At 72.0% G+C, this 25,763-nt stretch carries 16 protein-coding genes and 4 pseudogenes; 7 read left to right on the forward strand and 13 right to left on the reverse strand.

What is annotated here, in order from left to right; translation table 11 throughout:
• Positions 1-9 precede the first annotated feature (9 nt).
• On the reverse strand, positions 10-3,381 hold the full coding sequence (locus tag AB0N63_RS12325) for an ALF repeat-containing protein (RefSeq protein WP_365527684.1): 3,372 nt from the start codon (positions 3,379-3,381) through the stop codon (positions 10-12).
• A 309-nt stretch (positions 3,382-3,690) separates the two neighbouring features.
• Here AB0N63_RS12325 and AB0N63_RS12330 point away from each other — a divergent pair.
• Both AB0N63_RS12330 and AB0N63_RS12335 read left to right on the forward strand, forming a co-directional pair.
• Positions 3,691-3,966 (forward strand): annotated as a pseudogene (locus AB0N63_RS12330) (glutamate 5-kinase); the annotation flags it as partial.
• A gap of 191 nt (positions 3,967-4,157) precedes the next feature.
• Positions 4,158-5,579 carry a hypothetical protein gene (locus AB0N63_RS12335; RefSeq protein ID WP_365527686.1) on the forward strand — a complete coding sequence of 474 codons (1,422 nt, stop codon included), beginning with the start codon at positions 4,158-4,160 and terminating at the stop codon, positions 5,577-5,579.
• Between the two features lie 252 nt (positions 5,580-5,831).
• On the opposite strand, the gene AB0N63_RS12340 is transcribed toward AB0N63_RS12335, so the two are convergent.
• Both AB0N63_RS12340 and AB0N63_RS12345 read right to left on the reverse strand, forming a co-directional pair.
• A complete protein-coding gene (locus AB0N63_RS12340; RefSeq protein ID WP_055711351.1) occupies positions 5,832-6,035 on the reverse strand; it encodes a cold-shock protein in 204 nt (67 codons plus the stop codon).
• 171 nt (positions 6,036-6,206) lie between these two features.
• Positions 6,207-7,076, reverse strand: a complete 870-nt coding sequence (locus AB0N63_RS12345; protein WP_365527688.1) for an SDR family oxidoreductase — start codon at positions 7,074-7,076, stop codon at positions 6,207-6,209.
• Positions 7,077-7,229: 153 nt separating this feature from the next.
• On the opposite strand from AB0N63_RS12345, the gene AB0N63_RS12350 reads away from it, so the two are divergent.
• Complete coding sequence (locus AB0N63_RS12350) at positions 7,230-7,634, forward strand: helix-turn-helix domain-containing protein (protein ID WP_365527691.1); 405 nt, start codon at positions 7,230-7,232, stop codon at positions 7,632-7,634.
• Between the two features lie 1,185 nt (positions 7,635-8,819).
• Here the strand turns inward: AB0N63_RS12350 and fxsT are convergent.
• A complete protein-coding gene (gene fxsT / locus AB0N63_RS12355) occupies positions 8,820-11,093 on the reverse strand; it encodes an FxSxx-COOH system tetratricopeptide repeat protein (protein WP_365527693.1) in 2,274 nt (757 codons plus the stop codon).
• A gap of 193 nt (positions 11,094-11,286) precedes the next feature.
• Between fxsT and AB0N63_RS12360 the strand changes: the two genes are divergently transcribed.
• Entirely contained in the window at positions 11,287-11,757 is a 471-nt protein-coding gene (locus AB0N63_RS12360; protein WP_365527695.1) for a ricin-type beta-trefoil lectin domain protein, read from the forward strand.
• A 35-nt stretch (positions 11,758-11,792) separates the two neighbouring features.
• Here the strand turns inward: AB0N63_RS12360 and AB0N63_RS12365 are convergent, their stop codons facing one another.
• Positions 11,793-11,972, reverse strand: a complete 180-nt coding sequence (locus AB0N63_RS12365) for a hypothetical protein (RefSeq protein ID WP_365527698.1) — start codon at positions 11,970-11,972, stop codon at positions 11,793-11,795.
• Between the two features lie 220 nt (positions 11,973-12,192).
• On the opposite strand from AB0N63_RS12365, the pseudogene AB0N63_RS12370 reads away from it, so the two are divergent.
• Positions 12,193-12,375 (forward strand): annotated as a pseudogene (locus AB0N63_RS12370) (NmrA/HSCARG family protein); the annotation flags it as partial.
• A 214-nt stretch (positions 12,376-12,589) separates the two neighbouring features.
• On the opposite strand, the pseudogene AB0N63_RS12375 reads toward AB0N63_RS12370, so the two are convergent.
• Positions 12,590-12,931: pseudogene (locus tag AB0N63_RS12375) on the reverse strand (ISAzo13 family transposase); the annotation flags it as partial.
• Positions 12,932-13,328: 397 nt separating this feature from the next.
• Here AB0N63_RS12375 and AB0N63_RS12380 point away from each other — a divergent pair.
• Positions 13,329-14,429 carry a phosphatidylinositol-specific phospholipase C domain-containing protein gene (locus AB0N63_RS12380; RefSeq protein ID WP_365527701.1) on the forward strand — a complete coding sequence of 367 codons (1,101 nt, stop codon included), beginning with the start codon at positions 13,329-13,331 and terminating at the stop codon, positions 14,427-14,429.
• A 279-nt stretch (positions 14,430-14,708) separates the two neighbouring features.
• On the opposite strand, the gene AB0N63_RS12385 is transcribed toward AB0N63_RS12380, so the two are convergent.
• Positions 14,709-14,909 carry a hypothetical protein gene (locus AB0N63_RS12385; RefSeq protein ID WP_365527704.1) on the reverse strand — a complete coding sequence of 67 codons (201 nt, stop codon included), beginning with the start codon at positions 14,907-14,909 and terminating at the stop codon, positions 14,709-14,711.
• Positions 14,910-15,181: 272 nt separating this feature from the next.
• Positions 15,182-15,366: pseudogene (locus tag AB0N63_RS12390) on the reverse strand (IS5/IS1182 family transposase); the annotation flags it as partial.
• Positions 15,367-15,734: 368 nt separating this feature from the next.
• Between AB0N63_RS12390 and AB0N63_RS12395 the strand changes: the two are divergent.
• A complete protein-coding gene (locus tag AB0N63_RS12395) occupies positions 15,735-16,082 on the forward strand; it encodes an STAS domain-containing protein (RefSeq protein ID WP_365527707.1) in 348 nt (115 codons plus the stop codon).
• A gap of 721 nt (positions 16,083-16,803) precedes the next feature.
• Here the strand turns inward: AB0N63_RS12395 and AB0N63_RS12400 are convergent.
• The 5 genes from AB0N63_RS12400 to AB0N63_RS12420 form a co-directional block, all read right to left on the reverse strand.
• Positions 16,804-17,583 carry a MerR family transcriptional regulator gene (locus AB0N63_RS12400; protein WP_365527709.1) on the reverse strand — a complete coding sequence of 260 codons (780 nt, stop codon included), beginning with the start codon at positions 17,581-17,583 and terminating at the stop codon, positions 16,804-16,806.
• Positions 17,580-18,677, reverse strand: coding sequence for a serine hydrolase domain-containing protein (locus tag AB0N63_RS12405; protein ID WP_365527711.1), 1,098 nt, complete (start codon positions 18,675-18,677; stop codon positions 17,580-17,582). Before AB0N63_RS12405 ends, AB0N63_RS12400 begins: the two co-directional genes overlap by 4 nt.
• Positions 18,678-19,415: 738 nt before the next feature.
• A complete protein-coding gene (locus AB0N63_RS12410) occupies positions 19,416-23,846 on the reverse strand; it encodes a trypsin-like peptidase domain-containing protein (protein ID WP_365527714.1) in 4,431 nt (1,476 codons plus the stop codon).
• A 3-nt stretch (positions 23,847-23,849) separates the two neighbouring features.
• Complete coding sequence (locus AB0N63_RS12415) at positions 23,850-24,191, reverse strand: CU044_2847 family protein (RefSeq protein WP_365527717.1); 342 nt, start codon at positions 24,189-24,191, stop codon at positions 23,850-23,852.
• A gap of 358 nt (positions 24,192-24,549) precedes the next feature.
• Complete coding sequence (locus tag AB0N63_RS12420) at positions 24,550-25,713, reverse strand: oxygenase MpaB family protein (protein ID WP_365527719.1); 1,164 nt, start codon at positions 25,711-25,713, stop codon at positions 24,550-24,552.
• Positions 25,714-25,763 lie beyond the last annotated feature (50 nt).

Genomic DNA, 25,763 nt, shown 5'->3' on the forward strand with positions numbered 1-25,763 from the left:
CCGGGCCGGTCAGAAGAGGGATCCGAGCAGACCCGTCACCGGCGAGATGAGGTCGTGTCCCACCTGCGTGAGCTTGGTCGCCACCTTGGCCCCGCCGAGCGCGCCGATCCACTTGGACTGCCCGAACGTGATCACGCTGAGGGCGGCGCTCCCGAGGGAGGACTGGAACTCGCTGCTCGTCCAGCCGTAGCCGATTCCGGTGAACAGGACGTTCAGTCCGGTGAATGCGAGCGAGGCATATCCGAACCCGGTCGCGATGCCTTCGAGCGCCAGACCGGCCGGCGGGAAGAACACACCCACCCCGAGCCCGACCAGACCGATGCCCGCCGAGGCGAACCCGGTCCCGATGCTCGCCCAGTTGGTGGCGTTCGCCAGCCACCGGGCGTCATTCTTCCACCAGGGCAGGCCGCCCTTGACATCGTCGTTGTCGGACGTGTCGGCCGGGTTCTGGCCGGCCTCCTTGGCCTTGCGGGCCTGCTCGGCCGCCGCCTTGGCCGCGGCCGCGATCTCCGCCTTCCGCTTGGCCGCGGCGATCTGGTGGGCCTGGCTCGCCGCCGCGGCGGCGGTCTGCGCGTCCTTGCCCGCCTGGACGGCCGAGGCGCGCGCCGAGGCCGCCGACGCCTGCGCCGAGTTCGCCGACGCCACCGCGCGCTGCGCGGCGTCCACCGCGCGGTTGGCTGAGTAGTTCGCCGAGCGCGCGGCCGTACGGGCGGTGGCCGCCGCGGCCTTCGCCCGGTCGGCGGAGGCCTGTGCGTCCTTGGCCGACTGCTCGGCGGCGTCCGCGTTCGCGTCCGCCTGCTGCGCGGACACGGCGGCCTGGTCGGCGGCCTTCTTCGCCTTGTCGGCCCACTGCAGCGCCTCGGTGGCGGCGTTACGGGCCTTGGCCGCCGCCTCCTGCGCCCGGGCGGCGTCCTCCTGCGCCTTGTTCGCGATCTTCGCGGCGGCGGCGATCGCACCCTGCACGGCGGCGATGTGGGCGGCCGAGTCGTAGTCGAGCTGCGCGGTCTTGTACTGCACCGAGGCGATGAAGTTGCGACGCATCCACGTCGGGCCCTCCATCGCGGCCTGGGCGTGCGCCTTGGTGTACGGGCCGCCCTTGTCGATGAGGGCGGCGGTGGCGACCGCGTCGTCCTCGCGCTGCGCCGCCTCGTAGGTGACGCTGAGGAACTCGTGCAGCGCCTCGGCGGTCCCCGCGTTCAGGGCGTCGTTCGCCGCCTTCGTCACCGCGCTGCCCGGACCGGCCGCCAGGACACGGGAGACCGCGACCCGGTTGTCCGTCGCGGCGGCCTCGACCACACCGGTGGCGAGGAAGGAGGTGCCGGCGTCCGGGTCGTCGCTCTCCAGCGCCCTGGTCGCGGCGTCGGCCACGTCCGGGGTGGTGATCTGCGCCAGGTACAGGACGGTCTCGCGGTCGTCCTGCTTCTGTGCCAGCGCCCGGTCGGTGTCGATCCAGCCGTGCACGTCGGCGTCCGCGCCGGACAGCGCGAACCGGGCCGCCTCTCGCGACCAGGAGCCGCGGGAGTCCATGTGGGCGAGGGCCGCCTTGCGCCCGAGGGTGGCGGCGAGCCCCAGGTCGCCGCCCTTCAGGGCCGCCTCGGCCTGCGCGACGAGGTCCTTGGTGGCCTGCTCGGCCTGCGAGGTCTGAGTGCGCTTCTCGGCGTACTCCGCGCGCTCCCGGTCCTCGATCTCCGCGAGGTCGCGAGCCTCCTCCAGCGCCTGCTTCAGGTCCTCGTCCAGCCGCTGCCACTCGGCGTCGCGGGCCTGCTTCTCCACCGTGACCGCCTGGTTGACGGCGTCGGTCGCGGTGTTGGCCGCCTCGGTGGCCGCGTTGGCGAACTCGGTGGACTTCTTCGCGTACTCGACGGCCTGGCCCGCGTACTTGACGGCCCACTCCGCGGCGTCCGCGGCCTTGTCCGCATGGTCGGCCGCGCTGTTGGCGGCGTCCCGTGCGGTACGCGCGGCACTGGCCGCGGTGTTCGCCAACGCCTGCGCCGTACCGGCCGCGTTGGTGGCGATCTGCGCGTTGCTGCTGGCGATCTGCGCCTGCCGCCTGGCCTCCGCGGCCTCGGCCTGCGCCTTGCCCGCGGCGGACGCGGCGGAGGCGGAGGCGTTCGCGGCGGCGGCCGCGTTGCGGGCGGCCGAGGCGGCGGCCGAACCGGCGCTCGCGGCCTGCGCGGAGGAAGTGGCCGCGTAGTCGGCGGCCTTCGCGGCGCTGCGCGCCTTGGCGGCGGCGTTGCGCGCGGCGACGGCGGCGTCCTTGGCGGCGGACGCCTTGGAGGCGTCCTTGGAGGCGGCGATGGCCGCGTTGTAGGCACGGGCGGCGGCGGAACCGGCGGTGGCCGCCGCCTGGCTCGCGGCGGTGGCGGCGTAGGCGGCCCGGCGGGAAGCCTGCACGGCGGCGTGCGAGGCGCGGATCGCGACCCGGGAGGAGTCGGCGGCGCCCTGCGCGGCCTGCGCCGCCTTGCGGGCGGCCTTGCCCGACTTGACCACGTCATCCTGGGCGGCCTGGGCCTCGGCCGCGGCCTTCTCGGCGGCCTCCTTGGCCTTCGCGGCGGCCTCGACGGCGCGGGCGGCGGCCTCCTCGGCCTCCTTCGTCTTCGCGTCGGCGATCTTGCCCTCGCGCTCGACGACCGCGACCAGTTCCTCGATCTTGGCCGACTCCTGGTCCCGGGCCCGGGCGATGTGCTGGCCGGTGTCGAGGAACCACTCGATGTCGTCGGCGGTGCCGTCCAGCGCACGGGTGGCGTACTTCTGCACCTCGGGACCCGCGTTCACGGTGAGCGCGGAGACCTGGAAGCGCATGTCCTCCAGGCGGGCGCTGTACTGCCCCTCGGTGAGGAAGTCCTCCAGGGCCTCCTGCGTGCCGGCGCTCAGGGCGGCGTCGCCGTCCCGGCGCACGGCCTTGTCCCCGGTCGCCATCACGGTACTGGTGGCGACGCGCAGGTCCTCCACGATCGCGGTCTTGAAGCCGGTGCCGAGGTAGTCGGTGATGGCCGCGTCGCCGCCGTCGAGCGCGGCGGAGGCGGCCCGCCGGGTGCCCGTGCCGCCCCCCGCCAGCGAGGTCAGGACGGCCACGCGGTTGTCCTCGGCCGTGGCCGCGGGCAGCTCGGTGGTCAGGAAGGTCTGGATGTCGGCGTCGGTGCCGCTCAGCGCCAGTTCCGCGGCGGCGCGCACGGCCGGACCGCCCAGCAGCCAGGCCTTCACGGCCTTCGCCCGGTCGGTGTCGGGCAGGTTGAGCGGGTCGCCGTCGTCGTCCGCCGGGAGCGTGTCGGCGGCCCAGGCGGCGACGGGGTTGAGAACGAGACTCGACGTGGCGGTGACGGCCGCGGTGGCGGCGAGGGCGCCGAGCACGCGTCGTCTGCTCCAGTAGGTGGTGTCCAAAGCGGTCCTTCGTTGTCGGTGTCCGACGGCTGCGCGAAGGCGGCGGAACGCCGCCGGACGGACTGGTGTCGGCCGCGCGCATGTCCCCCCGTTGGTGCAGAAGTTGAGCAGGGACACGACTGAGCGCCACGTGAAGATACGCACTCCGGGGAGTTTGTTGAACACCCGTGAAGGATGCGTTGGCCAAAACCAGACCCCCACCGATGGTTTTGCGCCATCTTCCGGTCAACCGGAAGCCGATCCACCGGGCTTGAGCGGCAGGTGAGAGACACCTCACGTTTCAGAAGCGCTTCGCGGTGCGATCCGGCCATTCGTCCGGGTACTGGACGAACGAGCGGTCGCCGGCCGGCTCGCGTGGATTGCTCCTCGTCGCTGACCGCCGCCGCCGGCCTGGACGCCGGCCGGGTGGACGCCCTCGCCGGCGTCCTCGCCAAGCACGGCGGTCCCGGGCGCAAGGAGGTCGTCCTCGTCTCCTCCGGCACCGTCGCCGCCGCTCTCGCCCTGCTCGGCCTGCGCCGCCGCCCCGAGGACCTCGCCCGCCAGCAGGCCGCCGCCGGCGTCGGCCAGGGCCTGCTCGTGGCCCGCTCCCTGCTTGTCTCCGATGCCGCGCGCTACCTGTCACCAGTGGCAAGCCAAGCAGGGGCGATGTCACCACGTGCGGCTTCTGGTGAGCAGGGTGCCGAGCGGCGGCCTTCGGCGATCACGGCCGTATTTCCCGCGCCCTACGCGCCGTCTGGCTCCTACGATCACTTGGCACGACGGCTGGAGGGGCGGGAATGCTTGAGAACATCGAGGCCGGGACAGCGGCGGCAGAGCGGCTCGCGGGTGGTGCGCCGCTTCGAAGTGCGCTTGATGTCGCCGACCCCGCTGACTGGCTCGCGCTGGACGCAGGAGTGCGTGAGGTGGCCTGGCACCGCCCTCAGTTCCTGCCGGAGTGGGAGCACTCCGCCCCACTGCCCGCCGACCTGACTCAGCTCGTCGAGTCCCGGCTCGCCCTCGCCCTCTGCCACCGCGACGGGCGGATCCGTCAGGAGGCGGTGCGTCAGTCGGTCCGGTACCCCGGTCTGCTGCCGTTGGTCGTGATCCGTTGCGCCGACTGGGCCGGCCCGGTGCGCGAGCACGCGCGGCGGCTGCTGCGCGAGACCCTGAACGTGGCCTCCGCCCTCGACCTCGCGCCGCTCATCCTCCGCGTCGGCCGCCGCGACAGAGGTGCCTTCGGCGTCGACGTACTCGGCCAGATCCTGCGCCAGGCATCCCACGGGCAGCTCGCTGTTCTCTTCGCTGACCCCGACCGCGTCGTTCGGCGGTTCGCGTACCGGCTGGCCATCGAGGGCCGACTGCTCCGCCCCGCCGAGCTGGCCCGCGCGGCCGCCGCGGACCAGGACACCGTGGTCCAGGACCTGTGTGCCACAGCGGCGCTCACGGCTCTGCGGGATGAGGATGATTTCGAAGGTGCGCTGCCTCCACTGCTGTCCGCACGCGACCCGCGTGTCCGTTCGGCCGGCGTCACCGCGCTGAGACGGGCGGGACGACCGAAGCAGGCAGAGCCGTTTCTCAGCGACCGTTCCGCGCTCGTGCGGGCTTGTGCCCGGTATGTCGTACGACAGCAGGGTGGTGACCCGGCGGCCTGGTACCGGGAGCAGTGCACGACACCTGACGACCCGGAGTTGCCGCCCGGTGCGGTCATCGGACTGGCCGAGTGCGGGAACCGCGCGGACGCCGGTCTGCTGCAGCCTCTGCTCTCGCACCCGGGGGCCGGGGTGCGGGCGCGAGCGGTAGCAGGGTTGCGGGCACTGGACTGCGCGGATGCGAAGCAGATGCGGCCGCTCCTCGACGACCCTGCCGCCGAGGTCGTCCGCGAGACCGCCACCGCCCTGCTGCCCTCGGCCAAGGAACTACCCGCCGACTGGCTACTGGAGCGCACCAGCTCCGAGCGGCCGCGGCACATCCGCGTCGGTGCGTTCCGGCTGCTCGACGCGCGCGGCGGCATCGTGGCGCTGCGGGCAGCGGTCGGCCTGTTCGAGGACCCCGACGTGAAGCTGCGCACCTGGGCCGCGCAATCAGTGCAGCGCTGGCATCCGTCCTCGGACGGCCGGTGCGGCGACGCGGAGGTGGGTGAACTGCTCGACCGGAGCAGACATCTCTTCAGCGACCACATGCTGCGCCGGCGCAAGTGGGAAGCCGGGGTGGACAGCTGAGGCTGCACCCGGTCCGGAACCCTGCTCAGCACTCGCAGCCCGGGGCCCTTGCGACAACACTCCTGCCTTGGGCCGGACTCGCTGAGGCACTCGGAGCGTCCGGCCCGGCGGCCGGGACCTCCGGCGTGACCCATCGTGGCCAGGCAGCACACAAGAGACCGGGCCAACCCACACCGCCGTACGAGCCGCCTGCATGAGCGAGGCGACTGCCGGACCGGACAGCCGCCTCGCTCTACGCTCTCTTCTGCCCGCTCAGCCGCGGACGATGTTCTGCGCCTGCGGACCCTTCTGACCCTGGCCGATGTCGAACGTGACGTGCTCACCCTCGGTCAGCTCGCGGTACCCGCTGCCCTTGATCTCGGAGTAGTGCGCAAAGACGTCCGGGCCCCCGCCGTCCTGCTCGATGAAGCCGAAACCCTTTTCGGCGTTGAACCACTTCACGGTGCCGCTGGCCATACCAGTTGATCCTTCATCCATGCCCAGGAACAGCCCGGCGATCGGGCCTGCTCCGGCTCGCGCAACCACACGAACCAACAACCGTTCTACCCCGCAACGCCACCCTCATACGGCCGACGACACGACCAAGGGACCACATGTTCGCCACTACACCCCGGCGTACGGTTGACGTCATTGCGTCTTCTGCAGGGCGACCTCGAGTGCCTCGGCCAGGGTCACGGGCGGGCGGCCGATCAGGCGGCGCAGGTCGCCGGAGTCGGTGTACATCTCGCCGCGGTTCATGCCGCGGTCAGCGTCGGCGAGGACCTCCGCCAGCTCGGCGGGCAGGCCCGCAGCGGCCAGTACCTGGGCGAGGTCGGTCACCGGGAGGTCAGTGTAGGTAACCTGCCTGCCGGTTGCAGCGGACATCGCGGCGGCGAGCTCAGTCAGCGTGAAGGATTCGTCGCCGCCCAGTTCGTACACGGTGCCGGTGTGGCCTTCGGTGGTGAGGACGACCGCTGCGGCCTCGGCGTAGTCGGCGCGGGACGCGGCGCTGATCCGCCCCTCGCCTGCGGCGCCGACGACGGCGCCGTTCTGCAGGATCTGCGGCAGTTGGCTGGTGTAGTTCTCCAGGTACCAGCTGTTGCGCAGCAGCACGCCGGGGATTCCGTGGTCCCGCAGATACTCCTCGGTCTCTCGGTGCGTGGCGCCGAGGACGGTGGTGACCGTGTCCGCGTGCGTCGTGCTCGTGTACGCCACCAGTGACACGCCTGCGGACGCTGCGGCGTCGATCACGCGGCGGTGGTTGGCGACCCGCTCGTCCACGGGGACGGAGGCCGAGACAAGCAGCAGCCTGTCCGCCCCCGCAAATGCCTCGACCAGGCCGTCGGTGTCCGCGAAGTCGGCGCGGCGTACCGTGACGCCTCGGTCGGCCAGGTCCTTGATCCTGGCGACGTCCCTGCCGGTCGCGATGATGTCCGCGGCCGGGATCCCGCGCCGCAGCAGCGCCTCAACGGTGAGCCTGCCCAGCCGGCCGGTGGCCCCGGTGATGACGATCGACATGATGGTCGTTCCTTCCCTCCACGCGTGCTCCGCACGCCTGCCGCGGTCCGTCCGCAGCGGGATGGAACACAGAATGACCTGGACACTCTCTGCTGGGGAGTAGCCACCAATTGGTACGGTACTTACCAGGCCGATAGCATGGAGGTGAGACGCATGACGGCTGTCGAGAACGTGACCGAGCCCATACCGTCATTCGATCCTTACGAGCGCGGTTGCCCGTCGCGGGACCTGCTCGACCAGATCGGCAGCAAGTGGGCGGTCCTCGTGCTGGGCGAGCTCGGCCGGAACGGGACCTCCCGGTTCGGTCGGCTCCGGCAGGCGCTGGCGGGCGTGAGCGAGAAGATGCTCACCCAGACGCTGCGCACCCTCGAACGCGACGGGCTGGTCAGCCGGACCGTCTACCCAGAGGTGCCGCCGCACGTGGAGTACGAGCTGACCGCGCTCGGCCAGACGCTCCGGGAACCGCTCAAGGCGCTCACGGAGTGGTCCGTGCTGCACATCGAAGAAGTCATCACCGCCCGCGAAGAGTACGACGACCGTACCGAGCGCGCCAGGTGATCCGCGGCGGCCGGCGGTCTGGTCATGGACTGCCGCCTCGCCGAGACCGCCCCGGCAGTCAGACTCACCTGGGCGACCCGGCGACAGGAGTCAACCTCAGTAAGAGGTTTCGACGATTCCCGGGCCCCTCGCGTCACCTCAGCGACCGCGCAGAGCGCCGGGGGGGCAGGCCTGCCCTCGGCCACGCGCGGCGCCGCCGACGCGTGAGCACCCCAACCGACCGCCCGCTCCCCGAGAGCACCACCGCCCTCCCGCCCGCCTCGCACCCGCCTTCTCTTCCCACCAGGCCGCTGGCCGGACACGGGGGTGCTCACAGGGGATGTCAACGCCCCACCCTCCCGAGAACAGCGTGGTGACCAGTACGGACTCGGACAGGCACAGAAGGCGCGCGCACCCTTTGGCGCAACGCCCGACGCAACCTCGGGCGCAACTCGTGGCGCAACAGCCGGCGCAACCCGCCAGGGCGCGACGGATGCCGCATCCTGGGCCGCGCCCCAGGGGACGCCCTCAGTCGGGCTTCGGGCCGTCCCGGCCGGAACATGACGCGGTTCGGGGCGATCGGATGGACGTGGGGGCGGTACTGATCGCGATCAGAGGTGCCCGGCTCCTGCCCACGAACCCCGCCGCGTAGCTGAAAGCCGACGAGTTTCGGTCGGACGCTTCAGCCTTGGCCAAGACCTCAGCTCGGCGAGCGAGGACACCTCGGGACCGGGACGAAGTGGTGGCGCCGGAAGTAGCCGATCTGCCCCTCGACCGCGCGGAAGCGGGCGTGGCCGCGGTCTGCGCGGGCGATCAGCGCCGGGAGGGCCGACCGAAGGCGGGCGGCTCACGAGGAGAAGCTGGGCGTGGGCTTCACTGCACTGCGAGGGCCGGACCCTGGCGCCACCGGATGCGTACGGGCCGCCTGACAGCAGGCCGACTCGATGCCGTTGGCCAGGTCACCAGCGCAATGCGCCCATCAACTCAAACCTGTGACGGAAGCCGTCCTCGTAGGTGGGGTGCTCAAAGGTTCCAGCGAACGGCGCGTCCGCGGCCTCGACCTAGCTCCGCTCGCCAGGCTCCGCGACATGCCACGAGAGGTCTCCTGGTGGAGCGATCCTTCCCGAAGTACTGGGCGATGCGGTAGGTGTTCTCGCCTTTCAGGGGGTTCCGCTGCCACTTCCGAGCCGCCGGCGACGGCTCACGTCACCGTCCCCGGTGCCCGTGACGGAGGCGCCCCGGGACCGGTGAGGCGGCCTCCCTCCCGTGAGCCTGGGCGGCTGCGGAGCGTTCCCCGTGTTCGCGGCAGTTACCGCCTTCCAGTAAGTGCTTGGCCAGAGCGAAGGCGTCCTCCGTCTTGGGGTGGGACGTGCCCAGCCGGGTGTTCAGGATGAGTGCGCCCCTGCGCGCGAGGGCCGCCGCGGTCGGGTCGCCCAGCGCGTGCACGGCCCGGGCCTTGAGCAGCAGGGCGTACCCGATGTACAGGTGGTCCGGCGCGTAACTGGCCTCGCGGATCCGTAACGCCCGGGAGATCAGCGGCACGGCCACGGCGTGGTCGTCCAGGTCGAGGTGGACACTGGCCAGGGCTACCAGGTCGAAGCTCACGTACGGGTCGTCCGGCCCGTACGCCGCCTCGTCGATCCGCAGCGCCCGCTCGGCCAGGGGCACCGCCGCCTCGTGATCACCGAGGAGGTGGCGGATCCGGGCCAGGGTGGCCAGGTCCGTCGCGATGGCGGGACTGTCCGCCGGCAGACAGGACTCGTGCAGGCCCAGCGCACGTTCCGCCAGCGGACGCGTCCGCTCCGGAGCGCCGTGGTCCCGGTGGATCTGCGCCAGGGTGATCAGGTCGAAGCCGATCTCCGCGTCCCGCTGTCCGAGTGATTCGTCGATCGCGAGAGCCCGATCGCACAGGGGCAGTGCCACCGAGTGCTCCCCGATCGAGAGGAGGAAGGCGGACGCCAGCCGCAGCAGCGTCGCCGTCTCGGCGGCGCACTCGGCCGGCGGCTCGTCCTTGGTCACCGCGAGCGCGTGCGGGAGCAGTTCCTGCCATCGCGACCGCGCCTGCGGGTCACCGTGGATGTCGTGCGGCACGGCCGCGAGCAGCGCCCGGCACAGTCGCGTGCGCGCGTCGGTGCGCACGTCGTCCGGCATCGCGGCGCGGATGGCGGCCTGCACCAGGCGGTGCAGCACCAGGGAGGACGCGCCGCGCCGGGCGAGCCCCAGGCCCGCCAGAGCGCCGACCGTCGTGTCCCACGCCACCGGGTCGGCAGCCGCCGCGATCAGCGGTTCCTTGCCGTCACCGAACAGGTCCAGCGGGATCGGCTCCGGTGCCAGCAGCGCACACAGCTCCAGCAGCCGCATGGCCTGCGGCCGCTGGCTCTGCAGCTTGCGCACGCTGAGCTGCCACAGGGTCGCGACCACCACCGCGGGCCGGTCGGTCAGTTCGCCCAGTGCGATCATGTCCTCCAGCCGCGACGCCAGCAGGGCCAGGTACTCCGCGGGCGCGGTGTGGTGGTAGTCCATGTACCCGGCCGCCTGCTCCAGTGCCAGCGGCAGGTCCCCCAGGTGCTCGGCGATCCGGTCCGCCACCGCTGCGGTCATGCCGTACACCCGCCGGGTCAGCAGTTCCACTGCCTCCCGCCTGGAGAAGACGTCCAGGTCGACGACGGCGGCTCTGCCCGTCCAGCCGCGCAGCCTGGTCGTGACGATGAGGTGGCCGCCGCTGCCCAGGTCACCCGACGGCAGCGCGTCCAGGAGCGTGCCGGGTCTTTCGCCGTTGTCGAAGATGATCAGCCAGGGCCGGTGGTTCCGCAGTTCGCCGTAGACCCGGGGGACGACCTGTTCGGAGTTCACCTCCGCCAGTCCCAGCTCCCGGGCCAGCGAGGCGAACTGCGAGGGCACCAGAGTGGGGTCCTCTGCGTCCACGAACGCCACGAACCGGTATTTCGACCGGTAGAGGTAGGCGTATTCGACCGCGAGCTGTGTCTTGCCGACGCCGCCCAGTCCGTGCACGACGTGCATCGCGCTTCCGCCGTCCGCGGCCAGGCGCTGCCGCAACTCGCGCAAGGTGGCGTCGCGGCCGGTGAAGTGGGTGTTGCGCGGCGGCAGCCGGTAGGTCGCCGGACGCTGCCGCGGGCCCGGAGGGCGGGCCGCCGGCGCGCGGAACTCTCCGCCGGCGCTCTCCAACAGGTCGGTGAGCGTGGCGTGGTCGCTCCGCAGCCGCGCGAGTTCCTCCTCGCAGGAGAGGTCGATCCGACCGGCGTGCGCGGCGCGGACGCAGGCGGTCACATAGGCCGCGACCCGCTCCCAGGGGGGTGGTCTGCTGAACTTGCCCGACAGCAGGTCCGACAGCGACGACCGGGTGAGGACCTTGTGCTCGTCATGGGCCAGCAACAGCGCCTGGGCCGGTGAGCCCGCGGACGTGCGCAACCGCTGCAACCGGCTGACGAACCAGCCTTGTGGTGAGCCAGGTCCCCTCATGTACGCGACTTTCCCCCGCTCCGCTCTCCGGAACCGTCCGGACTCCGGAGCCCTCGGACGCGGCGCGTCCAGCGCCGGAGCCCAGCGGATCCGGGCTCCTCCGGGACCACCGCGCCCGAGCGGCGCCACCCGGCAACGTGGACGGCGGCACAGACGGCACGCCAACGACTCGAACTCGACGAGGGGATCAATCATGGAACTCAAGGCAAGCCTCACCCGACTCGCCGGCGCGGGCGCGGCGCTCGCATGCGGTTCGGCGCTGCTGGTCGGCGGCGCGGCCTCGGCCCAGGCGGCGGCCGTGAACTACCAGGTGATCAACGGTAACAGCAGCAACTCCTGCCTCCAGGTCAACATCTCGGGCGGCAAGGGCAATCTGGTCCTCGGCACCTGCGACCGCAGCGCGAAGCAGGTGTGGCAGATCAGCGGCGGCGTCTTCAGGAACCCGGCCTCGGGCCACTGCCTCGACGGGAACGGCGCGGACGTCTACACGTTCCCCTGCAACGGCGGCGCGTACCAGAAGTGGACGACCACGTCCGGGAGCCCGAAGTCCATCCGGCACGACCAGAGCGGCAAGTACTTGGACGCGAACGGAAAGGTGGGGGCCACGGTCGTCTTCCAGCCCACCATCAGCACGGCGTCCCGCTGGGTGATCGACCCGGTGTGACCCGTCGGCCGACCCCGTGAGCCGGGCGGACCAGCTCACCGGCGGGCCGCCGGTGAGCTGGTCCGCGTCCTTCGGGAGCAGCCGGCCCCACTCCCGTACCGGCGCAGCTTGGCGACCAGGTCGTGCGCGTCCTCGGTACGGGGGTCGGTCTCCAGCAGCAGCACCGGCACTCGGGCCTCCGGCGCCCGCACCACCAGGTCGGCCCGCTGCTGCACGTAGCTGTTGCCGAGCCGGTGCCCGGTCTCGGTCGGGATCCGAAAGCCGGTGGCCGATGCCTGCGAGGCCGCCGCGATCAGCGGGGTGGCCCGACGCGGAGACCTTGAGGGCTGGCGATGTCGCTGATCAGGGAGCGGTTCCTCGCTTCGGGTGGCGCGGCAAGCTCGGCGGGAGTTCCGATCGGCCGCAGGGGACCCCGGAGGAGGTCGCCGCCGCCGTGGCCTTCCTCGCGTCACTGCGCCTTCCATGACGGTGGAAGAGGCCCTGTCCGCGGGGATGCCGAAGTGGGGAGCCGGACACGAGTGGAACAACGTGGTCCTCCAGCCGGCCCGGCCCGAGTTCGCCCGGGAGTTGGGCATCCCGCTCACCACCTTCGCCGAGTGGGCGGATGAGCAGTTGACACCCGTGTCCGGCTGGGGGCATCCGGTGCCGTGGGCTTCGGCAGCGCCCGCCGGGCGGACTGGGGCGAGCAGGCGAAGTGGCCTGCCTGGCATCCCCGCCAAGGACGCCCACCGCTGCTGCCGCGGCGCGTGCGGTGGCCGGCTCCCCAACCCGCGATCACCACGGCACGAGACGCGGCAACATACCTGGTCCCGTACGCGTCCTGGGCCAACCGCGGCATGTGGCAGACCGTGTTGTCCAGGCCCGTCCCTGCGGCCACGGCAGCGATTTCGGTCTTACAGGCCCGGGTGCGGTAGCCGTTGGACCCGCCTGCGTCCGCGGTGATCAGCAGCCGGCCGGCGGCCGGACAGTCGTGCCGGCCCCGCGCCCGCCACCAGCGGCGAACAGAGGCGACTGCGAACACGGCGGTGTCGTGATCGATGCCGGCACGGACCCAGCCGGTGTTCGCAGCGATGCCATGGATCCCGTACGGGATCGCCTTGCCCGGTCCCTGCCCGTCCAGGAAGTCGTGCGTCCTGACCAGTACCGGCTCACCGGCCGGTCGCCACTGACAGCCGGGTTCTTGCGCGGGCCGCAGACCCGGATCAACGTCCACGACCGCCGCAGCCGCTCATGCAGACGCGGGAACAACCTCCAGAACATCACTGCGAGTTGGTCACGGACCTCCTGGGAGACGCTCACAGCACAACAACGAGCCGCATCGCGGGAAGCAGCACCTTGCTTCTGTGCGAGCCCTGGGCGTCGAGCAACTCGCTCCCACGCAAGCCGGGGCACACGACAGCCCCCACCGGGCCCCGGGGCGCTACATACATGAACCTCCGTGCCGCGTGGTGGAGTTCGGCTCGAAGTGGAGCTGACAGGAGGATTCCAGGTCGTGTTACGTGTCATGTCTCCGTCGATTCACACTTGGCCGTCACCGTCCTTGACGGAGAACCACACCCACAGGAGGGCACGTGACCGGACCGTTCACCCGCCGAGCTCTGTTCCGGCCACGCGCCGTCGTGCGCGCCGCGCTGCTCGGGACACTCACCGCGTGCCTGGCGTTCACCATGGCCGGCCCGGGGGGCGTCACCGCCTCCGCCGCCGGCACGGACGCGCTACCACTGTCCGGCGCCACGACGTCAGGCCTGCACAACAGCTACGACCCTGGCGCCTTCACGTATCTGGCCCAGGCTCTCGACACGGGCACCTCGATGATCGAACTCGACGTCTGGGACGACTTCTTCACCCAGGAGTGGAAGGTGAGCCACTCCAACCCGACGGGCAACTCGAACAACTGCGTCAACGCGTCCTCGGCCTCCCAGCTCTACACCGGCGGGGCGAACAAGGACCTGGAGAGCTGCCTGGACGACGTCCGGCTGTGGCTCGGGGCGCACCCCGGGCACGGCCCGCTGTACATCAAGCTGGAGATGAAGGCGGGCTTCCAGGCCACGTTCGGCATGAGCCCGGCCAAGCTCGACCAGTCCATCAGCGCGCACCTCGGCGGGCTGGTGTTCAAGCCGTCCGACCTGCTCGACAAGCCAGGCGGCGGGCAGTACGCCACGCTCGACGCGGCCGCTTCCGCCGGAAACTGGCCCACTCGGCAGCAACTGGCCGGCAAGGTCATCCTCGAGGTCATTCCCGGCACGGTCGAGGAGAGCAACCCGACCGACTCTCTGTGGACCGACCAGGAGTACGCGGGCTACCTGCGCGACCTGCACACCCAGGGCAGGACATCACAGGCGAACGTCTTCCCTTCGGTGCACAACGCCCAGGCAGGAGACCCCCGTTCGCGCTACTCCGACACGTCGCTGCGCCCTTGGTTCGTGGCCTTCGACGGTGACGCGGCCACATACCTCAACGGCAGTATCGACACCGGCTGGTACGACACCCACCACTACCTGCTGTTCATGACCGACGCGCAGAACGTGCCGCCGGCGCTGGACGACGTCAACCCGTCGACGGCCGACGCACAGGCCCGGGTCACCCAACTGGCCAAGGCACACGCCACGGTGGCCTCCAATGACTGGAAGGCCCTGCCGGACGTCCAGTCGATGGTCGTCCCGCGCGGCTGACGGGTGCCAGAGGTCCACCAACTCCACGGGTGCCCGCGGTCAGAGGGGAACGCCGACCGCGGGCACCCGGTATGCGGCGAGGGACGTTGCGCGCCGCCTCGGGCCCGTCATCCGGCGGGGCGCGAAGGGCGGGAGCGTCCGCGTGGCGGCGCGGGATCGAGGCCGCGGTGCGGTGGGTGGTGGGAGACCGGCCACGACACGCTGAACGTGCCGGTGGCCTACCGGACGCCAGGGGCGGGGAACGTGGCGTCCTCGAGCCCTCCCCCGCGTGGTGGCGGCCTACTGGTAGCAGGGCGGCCCGCACAGCACGGTGACGATGCCGCTGTCGCCGGCCGCTGTGGAGACGGTGTGGTGGGTGGCGGTCGTGGGGGTCTTGCTGGTCTCCCAGGGCATGGGGACGGCCATGGCCTGGGGGGCGAGGGCGGTGAAGACCGCTGTGCTCATGAACATCGCGGCTGTCACGCGCTTGCGCAGACGCATCTTCACTCCTCCTACGACGACGGGCCATTGAGGTCCGGCGGCCGGCACACTGCCGCGGGCAGGCCGCCCCGGCTGGCTGCCAGTCTCATGGTGCGCGCAGCCCCGAACCAGACGCGCCGGAGGAGTCCAGCACTTCTCTGCACGATTACCGCAAGCGGCGGACCACACTTCGGACAGGACCGACAGCGGGCCCGGCGACTCCCCAACCCATCGCCATCGGTCATGCGGTCGGGTCACGGAGTGACTCCCGGGGACGCAGACGCGATCCGGAGGGCGAGAGGACGGCCCCTGCCGTCGCAGGCGAGGTGGATCTTGATTGTCGGTCCTCCGCGGGATCGGCCGAGGGCGTGATCGTCCGGTTCGTCCGGCCGGCGCCTGACCCTTTTCGGCCGGGTACGGCAGCGTGCTGGTGAGCGCGGACGATGGTGGAGTCGATCTTTACCAGCCAGTCGATGTCACCGGTGGCGTCGGCACAGGTCTGTATCTGATGCAGGACCCCATGTGCGCGCGGCAGCAGGTGCCCGGCCGTCTGGGAGTCGGACAGCGGATCTGAGCTGTTGCTCTGCTCTGCCGGGGCCGGTTCTGTCGGCCTGGGTGGTGGCGGGCTTCACAGGGAATTCTCACGCAGGCAGTCGTGGCGGCGGGGGTGTCTGTGTGACGGTGGGAGTAGACAACGAGACCGGTCGGCATCTCTGGGTGCCGGTCTTTGGGGAGTTCGGGCGTTGCCCCCATCCCGGGCACCCGGCCCCCCGCCATCGTCGTACCACCCCCAACGGGGGTGCTTCGTCCTTGGGCTCACCAACCCCCGGAAGGGGGCACGCCCGCGTGAACATCACCACCACGATCGACGGCACCTTCGCACGCATCTCCCTCTGCGGAGAGATCGACTTCGACACCCTGCCCCCGCTGTGCGCCACCGTCGACGCGCTGCCACCGCAGGTGACCGACCTGCAGTGGGACCTGAGCCGCACGTCCTTCATGGACGTCGCCGGCCTCCGCCTCCTCTTCACCCCCACCACCAGCGGCCCGGAGCGCCGGGCGACCGTGACCGGACTGCGCGCACAGCCGCTGTCGCTGCTGCTCATGGCGGCCGACCTGGATCCCACCGTCTTCGACCTCTGTCGCCTCCTGCCCGACGTACCCCCGGCCGGCCTCAGGACCGCAGCCCCGTGAGCGCCCCGGAGCCGGGCTCTTCGCCGGGCTCGGGTGGGTAGCTGGTCGACGGAAGGCGGATGCGGATGCGAGCGGCCCGTCAGAAGTGCAGATCAATGCCGTGGCCGGACGGAGGTCGTGTTCCCTGCTCGGCGGCGGGTCAGGCGGCGGGCATCAGCGTGATCACCGCCCAGGTGATCACACTCGCCGGTTCGCTGTGCCCGGGGCGTACAGGCCCCGGTCGGCGTCGCCGGCGGTGAGCCAGTTCTCCGGCCCACGCGCCCGAGGCGGTCGACAGCTCACGGACACCGAGCGGGCCGCCCACGAGTCGAACGATCACAGCAGTACCTCCCTCCCGGTGTCGCCCGGGTACAGGGCGCGCAGGTCGGCGGTCGTCCTCCGGCCGCGCCCGACGTCGTGCAGGCGGCCGTCGCCGGCCGCCTGCACGATCACGTCACAACTGCCCGGCTGCCGGGATCAGGTCCCCTGGACGATCCCGGTCCGTTGAGCGGTACGTCCGACCAGGCCGGCGCGAGGTCTCCGGGACCTGCGCACGACAGGGTGATCGTGAAGGGCGGTCGCCTACGCGGCGAAAGCCACCGCGGGGCTTCAACCGAACGATTGTCCCCGCAGGCAACAGGTGAGGACCGGAGGCACCGCCCCCTCCACGATCACACCCCGCACAGCACGTGCGAGCTGCCCGCGCCGGCCGGCAAGGCCGCAGGGTGAACGTGCTGCCGGGTCACGGTACTCGGGGCACCCGGAAGCCGGCCGCGCGGAGCTTTCGTTCGGTCAGTGCGGTCAGGCGGGCCGAGACGGGAGCCTGTTCCTCGCCGTGGTTGTTGATCAGCCCGTAGCGGGCGGCGGCGGTCGCCCAGGCCCGCATCGGGCCGCTGGCCTCGAGGAGTTCGGGGTGGGCGAGGTAGTGGTCGGCGAGAGCTGCCGCGAGTTCCTCGATGCGCGGGTCGTCCAGGTCCCAGCTCTCGGCCTCCCAGCCGCGCTGGGTCAGTTCGACGTAGGCGGGATCGGTCAGGCGGCTCTCCTGGACGGCCAGGAAACCGTCGAAGCCGGCCGGAATCAGCGCCTTGGCGAGGACCAGCGCCTCGCGTTGCGTGGCGACGTACTCAGCGGCGAAGCCGAGGGCGCGCATGCGGTCCAGGAGGGCGCAGGCCCGGTCGGGCAGCAGGGCCCGGTCACCGTCAGCGAGCCGACGCAGCGTTTCGCGTCGAGCGGTCAACTCCGCTATGTGGTCGACGAGTCGGCGCTCCACGTCAGCGAGCGCGGCGGTGAACCGCGCGCTGTCAGCAGCCAGCAGGGGCGCCGTGTCGGCGAGCGGCACTCCGGCGGTGGCGAGGGTGCGTACCTGCACCAGGCGCAGCAGGTCGGCCGAGCCGTAGCGCCGGTAGCCGGAGCTGTCGCGCTCCGGCTCTGCGACGAGCCCGAGCTTGTGGTAATGCCGCACCGTCTTCACGGTGATGCCGACGAAGGCCGCGGCCTGCCCGATCGTGACTCCGTTGCTCATGCGCCCAGTGTGCCGAACACCTCCTCCACGAGCCGCTGCTGGGCCTTCTGGAAGGGCACGGCGAGCGACAGGCCGGGGTCGTCGACGTAGTTGAGTCCGGCGGTCAGTGTCGTGGTGCCGTCGGCCGAGGCGTACATCAGTGCCGCCGAGCCGCCCTGGCCACCGTTGTGGTGGTAGACGGTGCGGCCCTCGCCCAGATCCTGGGCGAAGATCCCCAGGCCGTAGCCGACGGTCGGCTCCGGGGCGCGCATCTCGGCGAGCAGCGCATCCGGCAGCAGCACGCCGCCCATGAGCGCACAGAAGTACGTGTGCAGGTCCGCGGTGGTGGAGATCATGTCGCCGCCGGCGCCGACCCAGGACGGGTTCTGCCGGGTGATGTCGATCGTGCGCTCCACCCCTCCGTCGTCGTAGCGGTAGTAGCTGTGGTTGTGGGGGTCCGGGATGTCAGGGGACGCGCCCGGCGCCAGCGTGCCGGTCAGGTGCAGCGGTTCGAGGATCCGTCGCCGCAGTTCCTCGGCGAACGGGCGGCCGGTGAGCTCCTCGACCAGCAGCCGGGCGATCACGTAGTTGGTGTTGGCGTAGCTCCAGCCCGCCCCCGGCTCGAACCGGGCCGGCCTGGCGAGCGAGAACCGGACCAGTTCTGCCGGTTCGTAGGTGTGAAAGCGCAGGTCCACCCATTCCTTGCCCTGCCAGGGGATGCCGGCTGCGACCCTCCCGTCCTCGTAGTACTCCCCGGTGTGGTTGAAGATCCCGCTGGTGTGCTGGAGCAGCATCCGTACGGTGATGCGGCGGTCGAGGCCGAGCCGCGGCAGTTGGTCGGCGACCGGGGTGTCCAGGCCGGTCCGGCCCTCGGCCACCAGCATCAGCACCGTCGTCGCGACGAAGTTCTTGGTGGTGCTGCCGATCCGGAAGTGCGCGTCCGTCAACGGGCGTTGGGATCCGCCCAGTTCGCGGCACCCGGCGCTGCCTACCCACACACCGTGTTCGTCGTCGACCCGCAGCTGCACCCCGAGGATCCCGGACGCCGCGATCTCCTCGATCGCCTTCTGCAGCTCTGGCCGGTCCAGGCCCTGAGGGGCGGGATTGCTGGGCATGGTGTGCCTCCGCGTCGTGTGGGCCCCGCTCGGTGCCGGGCCGTTGCACAGAGCCTGCACCCTGACCTCGGGTCAACCTCAACCGTGGCGTGCGTCACAGCACTTGCGGCACTCTGGACCGGCACCGCGTCCAGGCGGCGGCAGAAGGCACGTACGAGGGTCCGGTGGTGCCGAAGCCGCACACCGACGCGATGCGGTCGAGGGCAGCGCCGGAGGACGCAGCCGCCCCCGCACACAAGAGGTCGCGGACGGGTTCGCGGTCGGGCCCCACCGGAGCGGACTCCAGGAGGCGCTTGCCAGCTGCGACAGCCCGCCCTCACCGGCCAGCTGCAGGCCTCTGAGCCCGCGGGCGGCGGCCTACCGACTCGTCGGTCAGCTGGTCATCCACAGCCTTCACCGACGCAGCCTTCCCGGGCTCGGCGGCAACCTCGGCCCCGGACACGTTCTCCCGGTCCGCGCCTCGCCACTCGCCCCGGCGGCCTGCGACCTCTCTCCTTCGGGGGCCGCCGCAACCCCGCCAGGCAGCCGCACGGTGAGAACGCCCGCCTCACCGCGGTGACCGGCCAGTCCGGCGCTGCGGCCATCTGCCCGGCTCCCGGCCGCTGCCCGGGGTCGGACAGAACGATCCGCGGATCCGGCGGGATCAGCCCACCGTCGCCAGCGCCACCACCGGACAGTGGCCCGGAACACGGGGTCGACTGCCCTCGGCCCTGCCGCGGCCCCGGCCACCGGGGCCCGTCAGGAGGTGGCCGCGGGAACCGTGTACAGCCTGCTGGGCACGTTGGGGCGGGCACATGGCGGGGCATACCGCTCGTGGGGCACGTACCGCCGCCACTCGTCCTGGTCGATCACGTCACCGACGGCCGTGCACAGTTGGTCCTCGTCGTCCTCCGGGACCGTGCTCCACACGTCCACCGACCCGGAGATCGTGGTGACCAGGAAGTGCCCGGTGGGGCTGAAGGCGACGGTTCCCGCGATGCTGATGGAGTCCAGGTAGGCCATGCCCCCCTGCGGCACGGGAGCCCTCGGGTCGCTGACGTCCCACAGTGCCACCCGTCCGCGATCGTCCGCCGGACCGATGACGTCACTCGTGTCGCCGTCCTCCACGAAGGCCAGGGTGCGTCCGTCGGGGCTGAAGGACGGTGGGCTTGCGCCGGCCCCGGGTGAGCGGATGACGGTGGGTGTTCCGGTGAGCCGGTCGCCGTCCACCTTCCACAGGCGGATCACGCCGCTTCCGTCGCTGACCGCGACCCACCGGCCGTCCGGACGGAACACGGCGGCCGACGTCGATCCCCCCGGTGTCAGCCGGTAGGCGGGCCGGACGGCGGGGTGCCGGGGATCGGAGATGTTCCATGTCAGCAGTGCGTCGGCGGTGCCCACGGTGAGCAGACGGCCGTCGGGGGACACCGCGACCTGAAGGGCGTCGACGGCCAGCCGGGCGAGCCGCCGCGGGTGGGCCGGATCGCGCACGTCGAACAGCTTCACCGACGGCTTACGGGGAGGACCCCCCTGGTAGTCGTTGTTGTCGGCCACGGCCATCGTCCGGCCGTCCGGGGTGAACGCGATGCTGACCACGCCGCGGTCGACGGCGTCGACGGTGGCGAGCACAGGCGCGCCCGGCCGGGTGGTGTCGCGCAGCCGGAGAACCAGCTTCCCCGTACGCGTGCGCTCGCTGTCGGCCAGAACCGCGCTGTTCGGCGTGAACGCCGCGGCGGACGCGCCGACGTCGGCGCCGGGCAGGTCGGCTATCACATGGTGGCCCTTGCTGCCGGTGAGGTCAGTGAGTTGCCCGAGGTTCCCGCCGACCACGGCGAGCAGCCTTCTCCGCCCACCGCTGATCACGGCCTTGCTCTCGAAGCCGTTCGGTCGCTGGCCGTAAGTGGCCGCGGCACCCGGTTCGTTGGGGTTCGAGACGTCCCACTGCTGCACGCCGCCGCCGGTCGCGTGCAGCAGGACATCGCTGCGTGGCTCGAACAGCGCGGGACCGTTGGCCGAGACGTCCACGCCCGGCATCTCGTGCACGGCCGTCAGATGCGTCATGTCCTGGCCCTGCCAGAGCGTCAGCGATCCGGAGAAGTCCTGGCACGACGTGGCGAGGGCGTGTCCGGTGCCGTTGAAGGAGACTGACAGGAGCCCCTTCGAACAGTCGTCGGCGTGGGGGCCCGCCGTCACGTCGTCGGTGCCGGGCGCGGCCAGCAGACGTGTCTTCGCCGGGGTGACGACGCTCCACAGCCGGATCGCGCTGTGCGCGTCCCCGGGGCCCGCCAGGACCGCTCCGTCCGGGCTGAAGGCGATCGGGTGGGTCACCGGACGGTACGACGGGTACGTGTCCGCCTTGACCTGGTCCTTGGCGAGCGTGGCTACGGGGGTCTGCGGGGCGTGCGCGGCTTCGCCCGTGTCCCACAGCCGCACCCGGTGGTCGGCGCCGTGACTGGCCAGCAGGCGGCGGGCCGGCGAGAACGCCAGGGAGTCGACGCCCCCGGGATGTCCGGTCAGCGACGGCAGCGGTCGGGGTGCGGCGGGTGCGGAGATGTCCCAGAGCCGGATGGCGCCGTCAGGACCGCCCGCGGCGAGAAGCCGCGCGTCCGCGCTGACGGCCACGGCGGCGACGCCGCGTGACCCGGCCCGGAGGGTGACCAACGGTGCGGGACGCCTGCGATCGGCCAGCGACCACAGCCTCAGGGTGCCTGTCCCTGTGCCGGCCGCCAGCACCCGTCCGTCCGGGCTGACCGCGAGCGGCCCGGCGGCGACACCCGGGATGGTGCTGACGCGGCCGCCGGAAGCGTTCCAGACGGCGATGCTCCTGCCGGTGGACAGCAGCAGGGTGCGGGTGTCTCCGGTGACGGCCAGATCGAGCACGGGGTCGGTGCGGTCGAAGATTCCCGGTGCCTGCAGTGCGGCCACCATTCCAGCGGTGCCGATGGCCGGGTCCAGTCGGTAGGCGGTGACGGCGAGTTGCTTGGCCAGGCCGGGCTGGGACCTGAGCAGGTTCTGCGCCTCCGCGGCGACGGTCCGGGCCAGGGCGCTGCGCCTTTGCGCGACGGCCTGGCCGCGCTCGACGAGCGCGGCCACCGCCGTGCCGGAGGCGACGAGCGCCAGGATCGTCACCAGTGCCAGCGCGGCGCGGCGCAGCCGGCGGCGGCGGGTCGCGGCAGCGGAGGACCGGTTGAGGAAGGCGGCGATGTCGGCGGGCATTCCGCGCCGTGCGGACCAGGACATGCCCTCGGTGAGATCGGTGCCGTCCAGCAGGTCGGCCGGGCGCGCGGACCGTGTCCACACCGCGTGCTGTTCACGGGCGCGGTGCAGCCAGTCCTGGAACTGCCGGTCGTCGCGGGCCCAGTCGCGCAGCCTTCCCCACTCCCGGATGAGTGCGTCGTGGATGAGTTCCGCCACCACCGGCTGGTCGGGGTCGTTCTCCGGCCGGCCCGGAAGGCGCACCGCGCGGGTGGTGACGATGCGGTGCCGCGTGAGGGCGGACAGCGTCTCGTCCGCGCGGGTGAGCTGTTCGTCGCGCCGGACGCCGGACGTGCCGTCCACGGCCAGCTCACGCAGCGTGGGCACCGGGACCTGCTGCCGTACGGGAGGGATGTCGTGGGCCTCGTCGGCGGGCCGCACCAGGGCGGTCAGGATCCGTTGCGCCACCGGCCGGCGCTCGTCCGGCAGGGTTGCGACCGCCTCGTCGCACCAGGTGGCCAGGCTTCCGGTGACCCGGCCGAGGGCCTGGTAGGCGTCATGGGTGAGATATCCGTCGACCCTCCGGTCCCATAACTGACTCAGAGTCAGCTCCAGCAGGGGCAGCACGGTGACCGGCGCCCGCAGGCTCGCCGCGCCCTCCCGTCCGGCAGCCAGGACGTCGGTGACGATCCGTTCCGGGAGCCCTTCCTCGAAGCGCGCGCCGGCCGCTCGCGCAGGCAACGTGATCATGGCCTCCAGTTCCCGGGCGTCCAGCGTCGCGGGGACGTTCACCACTCCTGTGGCCATGGCGTCGAGCAGTTCGGGAGCGAGCGCGGCCAGCCGCGGGTAGAAGTCGTCCCTCATGACCAGCAGCACACTCAGCGGGGCGGAGGAGGTGAGCGCGTCGGTGAGCTGACGAAGGGCCGTCAGCGAGCGGCCGGCGGCGGGCCCCGCGGCCGTCTCGTGCGTGAGGAGTTCCTCGAACTGGTCGACGACCAGCAGGACACGGCGGTGGCGGGGCTCGGCGGCGAGCAGACGCTCCACCGCGCCGGCGAGCCCGTCATCGGCCGAGCCGGACAGGCCGGCCCGTTCCAGCTCGGCCGTCAGGTCCTGCCCCGGGCGCACCAGGACAGGCAGCCATCGGTCGCTTCCCGGCAGACGGCCCGCCGCCAGGGCCGGCAGCACGCCGGCCTGCACGAGGGAGGTCTTGCCCGCGCCGGACGGCCCCAGCAGCGCCGCGCGGCGCTGCGCGGCCAGCGCCTCCAGCACCCGCTCGACTGCGGCGTCCCGGCCGTGGAACCAAGCGGCGTGTTCGGCGGTGAACGGTTCCAGCGCCCGCCGATAGGGGCGTTCGTCCTCGCGCACGGCCACATCCGGCCACGCATTGCGCAGCACCTCGGTCGGGGTGGCATACGCGACGCCGGACCCGCGCAGATGGGCGTCGGGGGCGGTGATGGCGGTGACCATGCCGATGACCCTGCCGGTCTGCTCGTCGAGCACCGGCGCGCCGCTGAAGCCCGTCGTCAGGTCGTTGGCGTCGGTCAGCTGGAGCAGCGGGCCGCCCTCGTCGGTGCCGCGCTCGATCAGATGGCCCCCCGTGCCGTAGCCGTGATGACCACCGGCCGGCGCCTGGGTCGGGAAACCGAACGAACGCACCCGGTGCCCGTGGCAGCCCGCCGCGGAGCCCAGCGGCAGCGGATCCGGCCACGAGTCCCCCGCTTCGAGGCGCAGCACGGCGACGTCATCGGCGGCCGGGGCCCGCCACGGCTCGCTGAGCACCCGGCCCTGGGCCGTCGGAGCGCCGGGCGCCTGCGGGAAGGCGAGGCGCACCGTGCCGCCCGGGCCCGCTCCGGCCGCGGTGATCACGTGGGCACAGGTGACCAGGATGCCGTCCGCAGCGAGGAAGCCCGCTCCGGCCACCGTGCCCGCCGGGCCGAGGATCTGCGCGACGGCGGCGGCCAAGCGGCCGCCGGTCACCGACGAGCCGGCGCCCACGGCTCAGCCTTCTTCGTCGGTGCCCGGCTCACCGCGCCGCCACGTCGCCCTGACCTTCAGGTGACACGCGGCCTCACCCTTGGTGATCACGGCTCCGGCCTGGCACGACAGATCGACCCCGAACTCCACCTCGATCTCGGTGGGCCCGGCCCTGCGCAGCTGCTCCAGCGCCGCCCGCGCGGCCTGGGTGACCGGGCCGAGGGCCCTTTGCAGACTCGTCGGCAGATCGTGGATGGTGTCACCGATCCGGCCGGCCTTCACCGGCCCGCCGCCGTCGACGCCCGGCGGGCTCTCCACCAGCACGGACCCGCCGTCGTCCAAAGGCACGCGAGCAAGCACAGCCACGGACTCCCTCTCCTTGCCACCGGCCCCTGCCTTCGCAGGGGAACACGACACTAGCCGAGTGATCGGCCGGCTTGTAGGGCGTTGGAAGTCGTTGCCGTGTCGATTCCGGTGAGCGCGAGTTCGAGGTCGTCGACTCGGTCGGGTGGTCTCCTGGCCGATCGGGCAGGACGGCGGGGCCTCCCGCACAGCTCGAGGGTGTCCAAGCCGGACGAGCGACAGACGGCCCCTGGTGCTGCGGTCTTCCGTGCCGACGCCGATGGCGGCCAACTCGGCCTTGCCGTCGTGTGTTTGCGTCGCTCACCGGTTCGGGGACGCCGGAGACCGGCCGCACCGGCGACCGAGGTGTCCGTGCTGACCGTCAGGGCGCGACCGTCGGCGCGGGCGGTGTCCAGCGGCGGGCGCGCGGCACGGTGCCGGTGACGCCGAAGTCCTTCTTCAACTGCTCGGGGATGGCGTAGTGCATGACGCGGCCGCGGGTGAGGGACGACAGTTCGAAGATGGTGGTGAGGTGGCCGAGGCGGTCCAGGGCCCAGGCCCCCAGCGGGGACCGGTCCTCGATGGCCTCCAGCACGCCGAGCAGGCTGGGGGCGGCCTTGACCACGCTGTCCCAGGCGGTGCGCGGCACCTGGAGCCAGTCCGCGCAGGTGTCGCCGGTCAGGTAGCGGATCAGGGCGGAGACGACCGGGTCGAAGAAGGTGCCGGGGACGACCTCCTCGTACAGGTCGATCAGCTGTCGGGTCAGGTGGGCGCCTTCGGGTGAGGGGCCCATGTGGCGGGTCATGTACAGGTCGAGGAACTGCCGCGCCTCGTCCAGCGTCCTGGGAACGGCGTCCTGGTCGACGCCGAGCATCGCGCCGACGACGCGCCAGGCGTAGTAGTAGGCCTCCGCCCCTTCGACGCTCATGTGGACGCCCAGGCGGTGCAGGCTGTCCAGGACGAGCAGGGAGAAGAACATCTGTCCGCCGATCATGTCCTCCTGGCAGATCGGCGCGCCGAGTGCCTCGACGTCCCAGCGGCCCTCCCGCCTGAGGTGATGACGGATGGAGGCATGCAGCAGGCGTACCTTCTGCGCGGCCGGGACGAACTTCCCGCCCGCCTCGAAGGCATCGGGCTGCATGAGGTAGACGGTGAACTGGCCGGTCTCCGCCATCCGCCTGGACGGGTAGTCCAGCCCGTGGGTGGCCGACAGCAGTTTCGCGACGTGGGGGACGACGTAGCAGGCGGGCATGGAGGCGAACGCCAGCGCGGTGGAGATGTGCACGTTGTTGTCGATGAAGAACAGCCGGGCCCTCTCCATCTCCCCCCAGTCCACCCAGGCCGGCGGCACGGCGGTGGCCCGCAGGTACTCGCGGGCGACGTCGGGCAGCCCGTCGGGGAGCGGGGCGCCGGCGGTGGAGACGTAGCGCATCAGGGTGTTGAACGTGCCCACCTCGCCCCGTTCGAACAAGGCGGCCACCACCGCGTCGGCGAGTTCGTCCCCCGACTGGCGCAGGGCGTCCATGGAGGCATCGGTGCAGGTCATGTCGGCAGTCCTTCCGGTGAGCCGCTCGGCTACGAGGGTCAGCCGTCGTG

The organism is Streptomyces sp. NPDC093260 (genome assembly GCF_040683715.1).
Taxonomy (GTDB): Bacteria; Actinomycetota; Actinomycetes; order Streptomycetales; family Streptomycetaceae; genus Streptomyces; species Streptomyces sennicomposti.

Excerpts from the sequence above, each read along its gene's own strand:
- AB0N63_RS12340 (WP_055711351.1), bottom strand. The coding sequence starts at position 6,035 with ATGGCCAGCGGCACCGTGAAGTGGTTCAACGCCGAAAAGGGTTTCGGC.
- AB0N63_RS12350 (WP_365527691.1), top strand. The coding sequence starts at position 7,230 with ATGACGGCTGTCGAGAACGTGACCGAGCCCATACCGTCATTCGATCCT.
- AB0N63_RS12420 (WP_365527719.1), bottom strand. The coding sequence starts at position 25,713 with ATGACCTGCACCGATGCCTCCATGGACGCCCTGCGCCAGTCGGGGGAC.
- AB0N63_RS12335 (WP_365527686.1), top strand. The coding sequence starts at position 4,158 with ATGCTTGAGAACATCGAGGCCGGGACAGCGGCGGCAGAGCGGCTCGCG.
- AB0N63_RS12360 (WP_365527695.1), top strand. The coding sequence starts at position 11,287 with ATGGAACTCAAGGCAAGCCTCACCCGACTCGCCGGCGCGGGCGCGGCG.
- AB0N63_RS12405 (WP_365527711.1), bottom strand. The coding sequence starts at position 18,677 with ATGCCCAGCAATCCCGCCCCTCAGGGCCTGGACCGGCCAGAGCTGCAG.
- AB0N63_RS12345 (WP_365527688.1), bottom strand. The coding sequence starts at position 7,076 with ATGTCGATCGTCATCACCGGGGCCACCGGCCGGCTGGGCAGGCTCACC.
- AB0N63_RS12400 (WP_365527709.1), bottom strand. The coding sequence starts at position 17,583 with ATGAGCAACGGAGTCACGATCGGGCAGGCCGCGGCCTTCGTCGGCATC.
- AB0N63_RS12385 (WP_365527704.1), bottom strand. The coding sequence starts at position 14,909 with ATGCGTCTGCGCAAGCGCGTGACAGCCGCGATGTTCATGAGCACAGCG.
- fxsT (WP_365527693.1), bottom strand. The coding sequence starts at position 11,093 with ATGAGGGGACCTGGCTCACCACAAGGCTGGTTCGTCAGCCGGTTGCAG.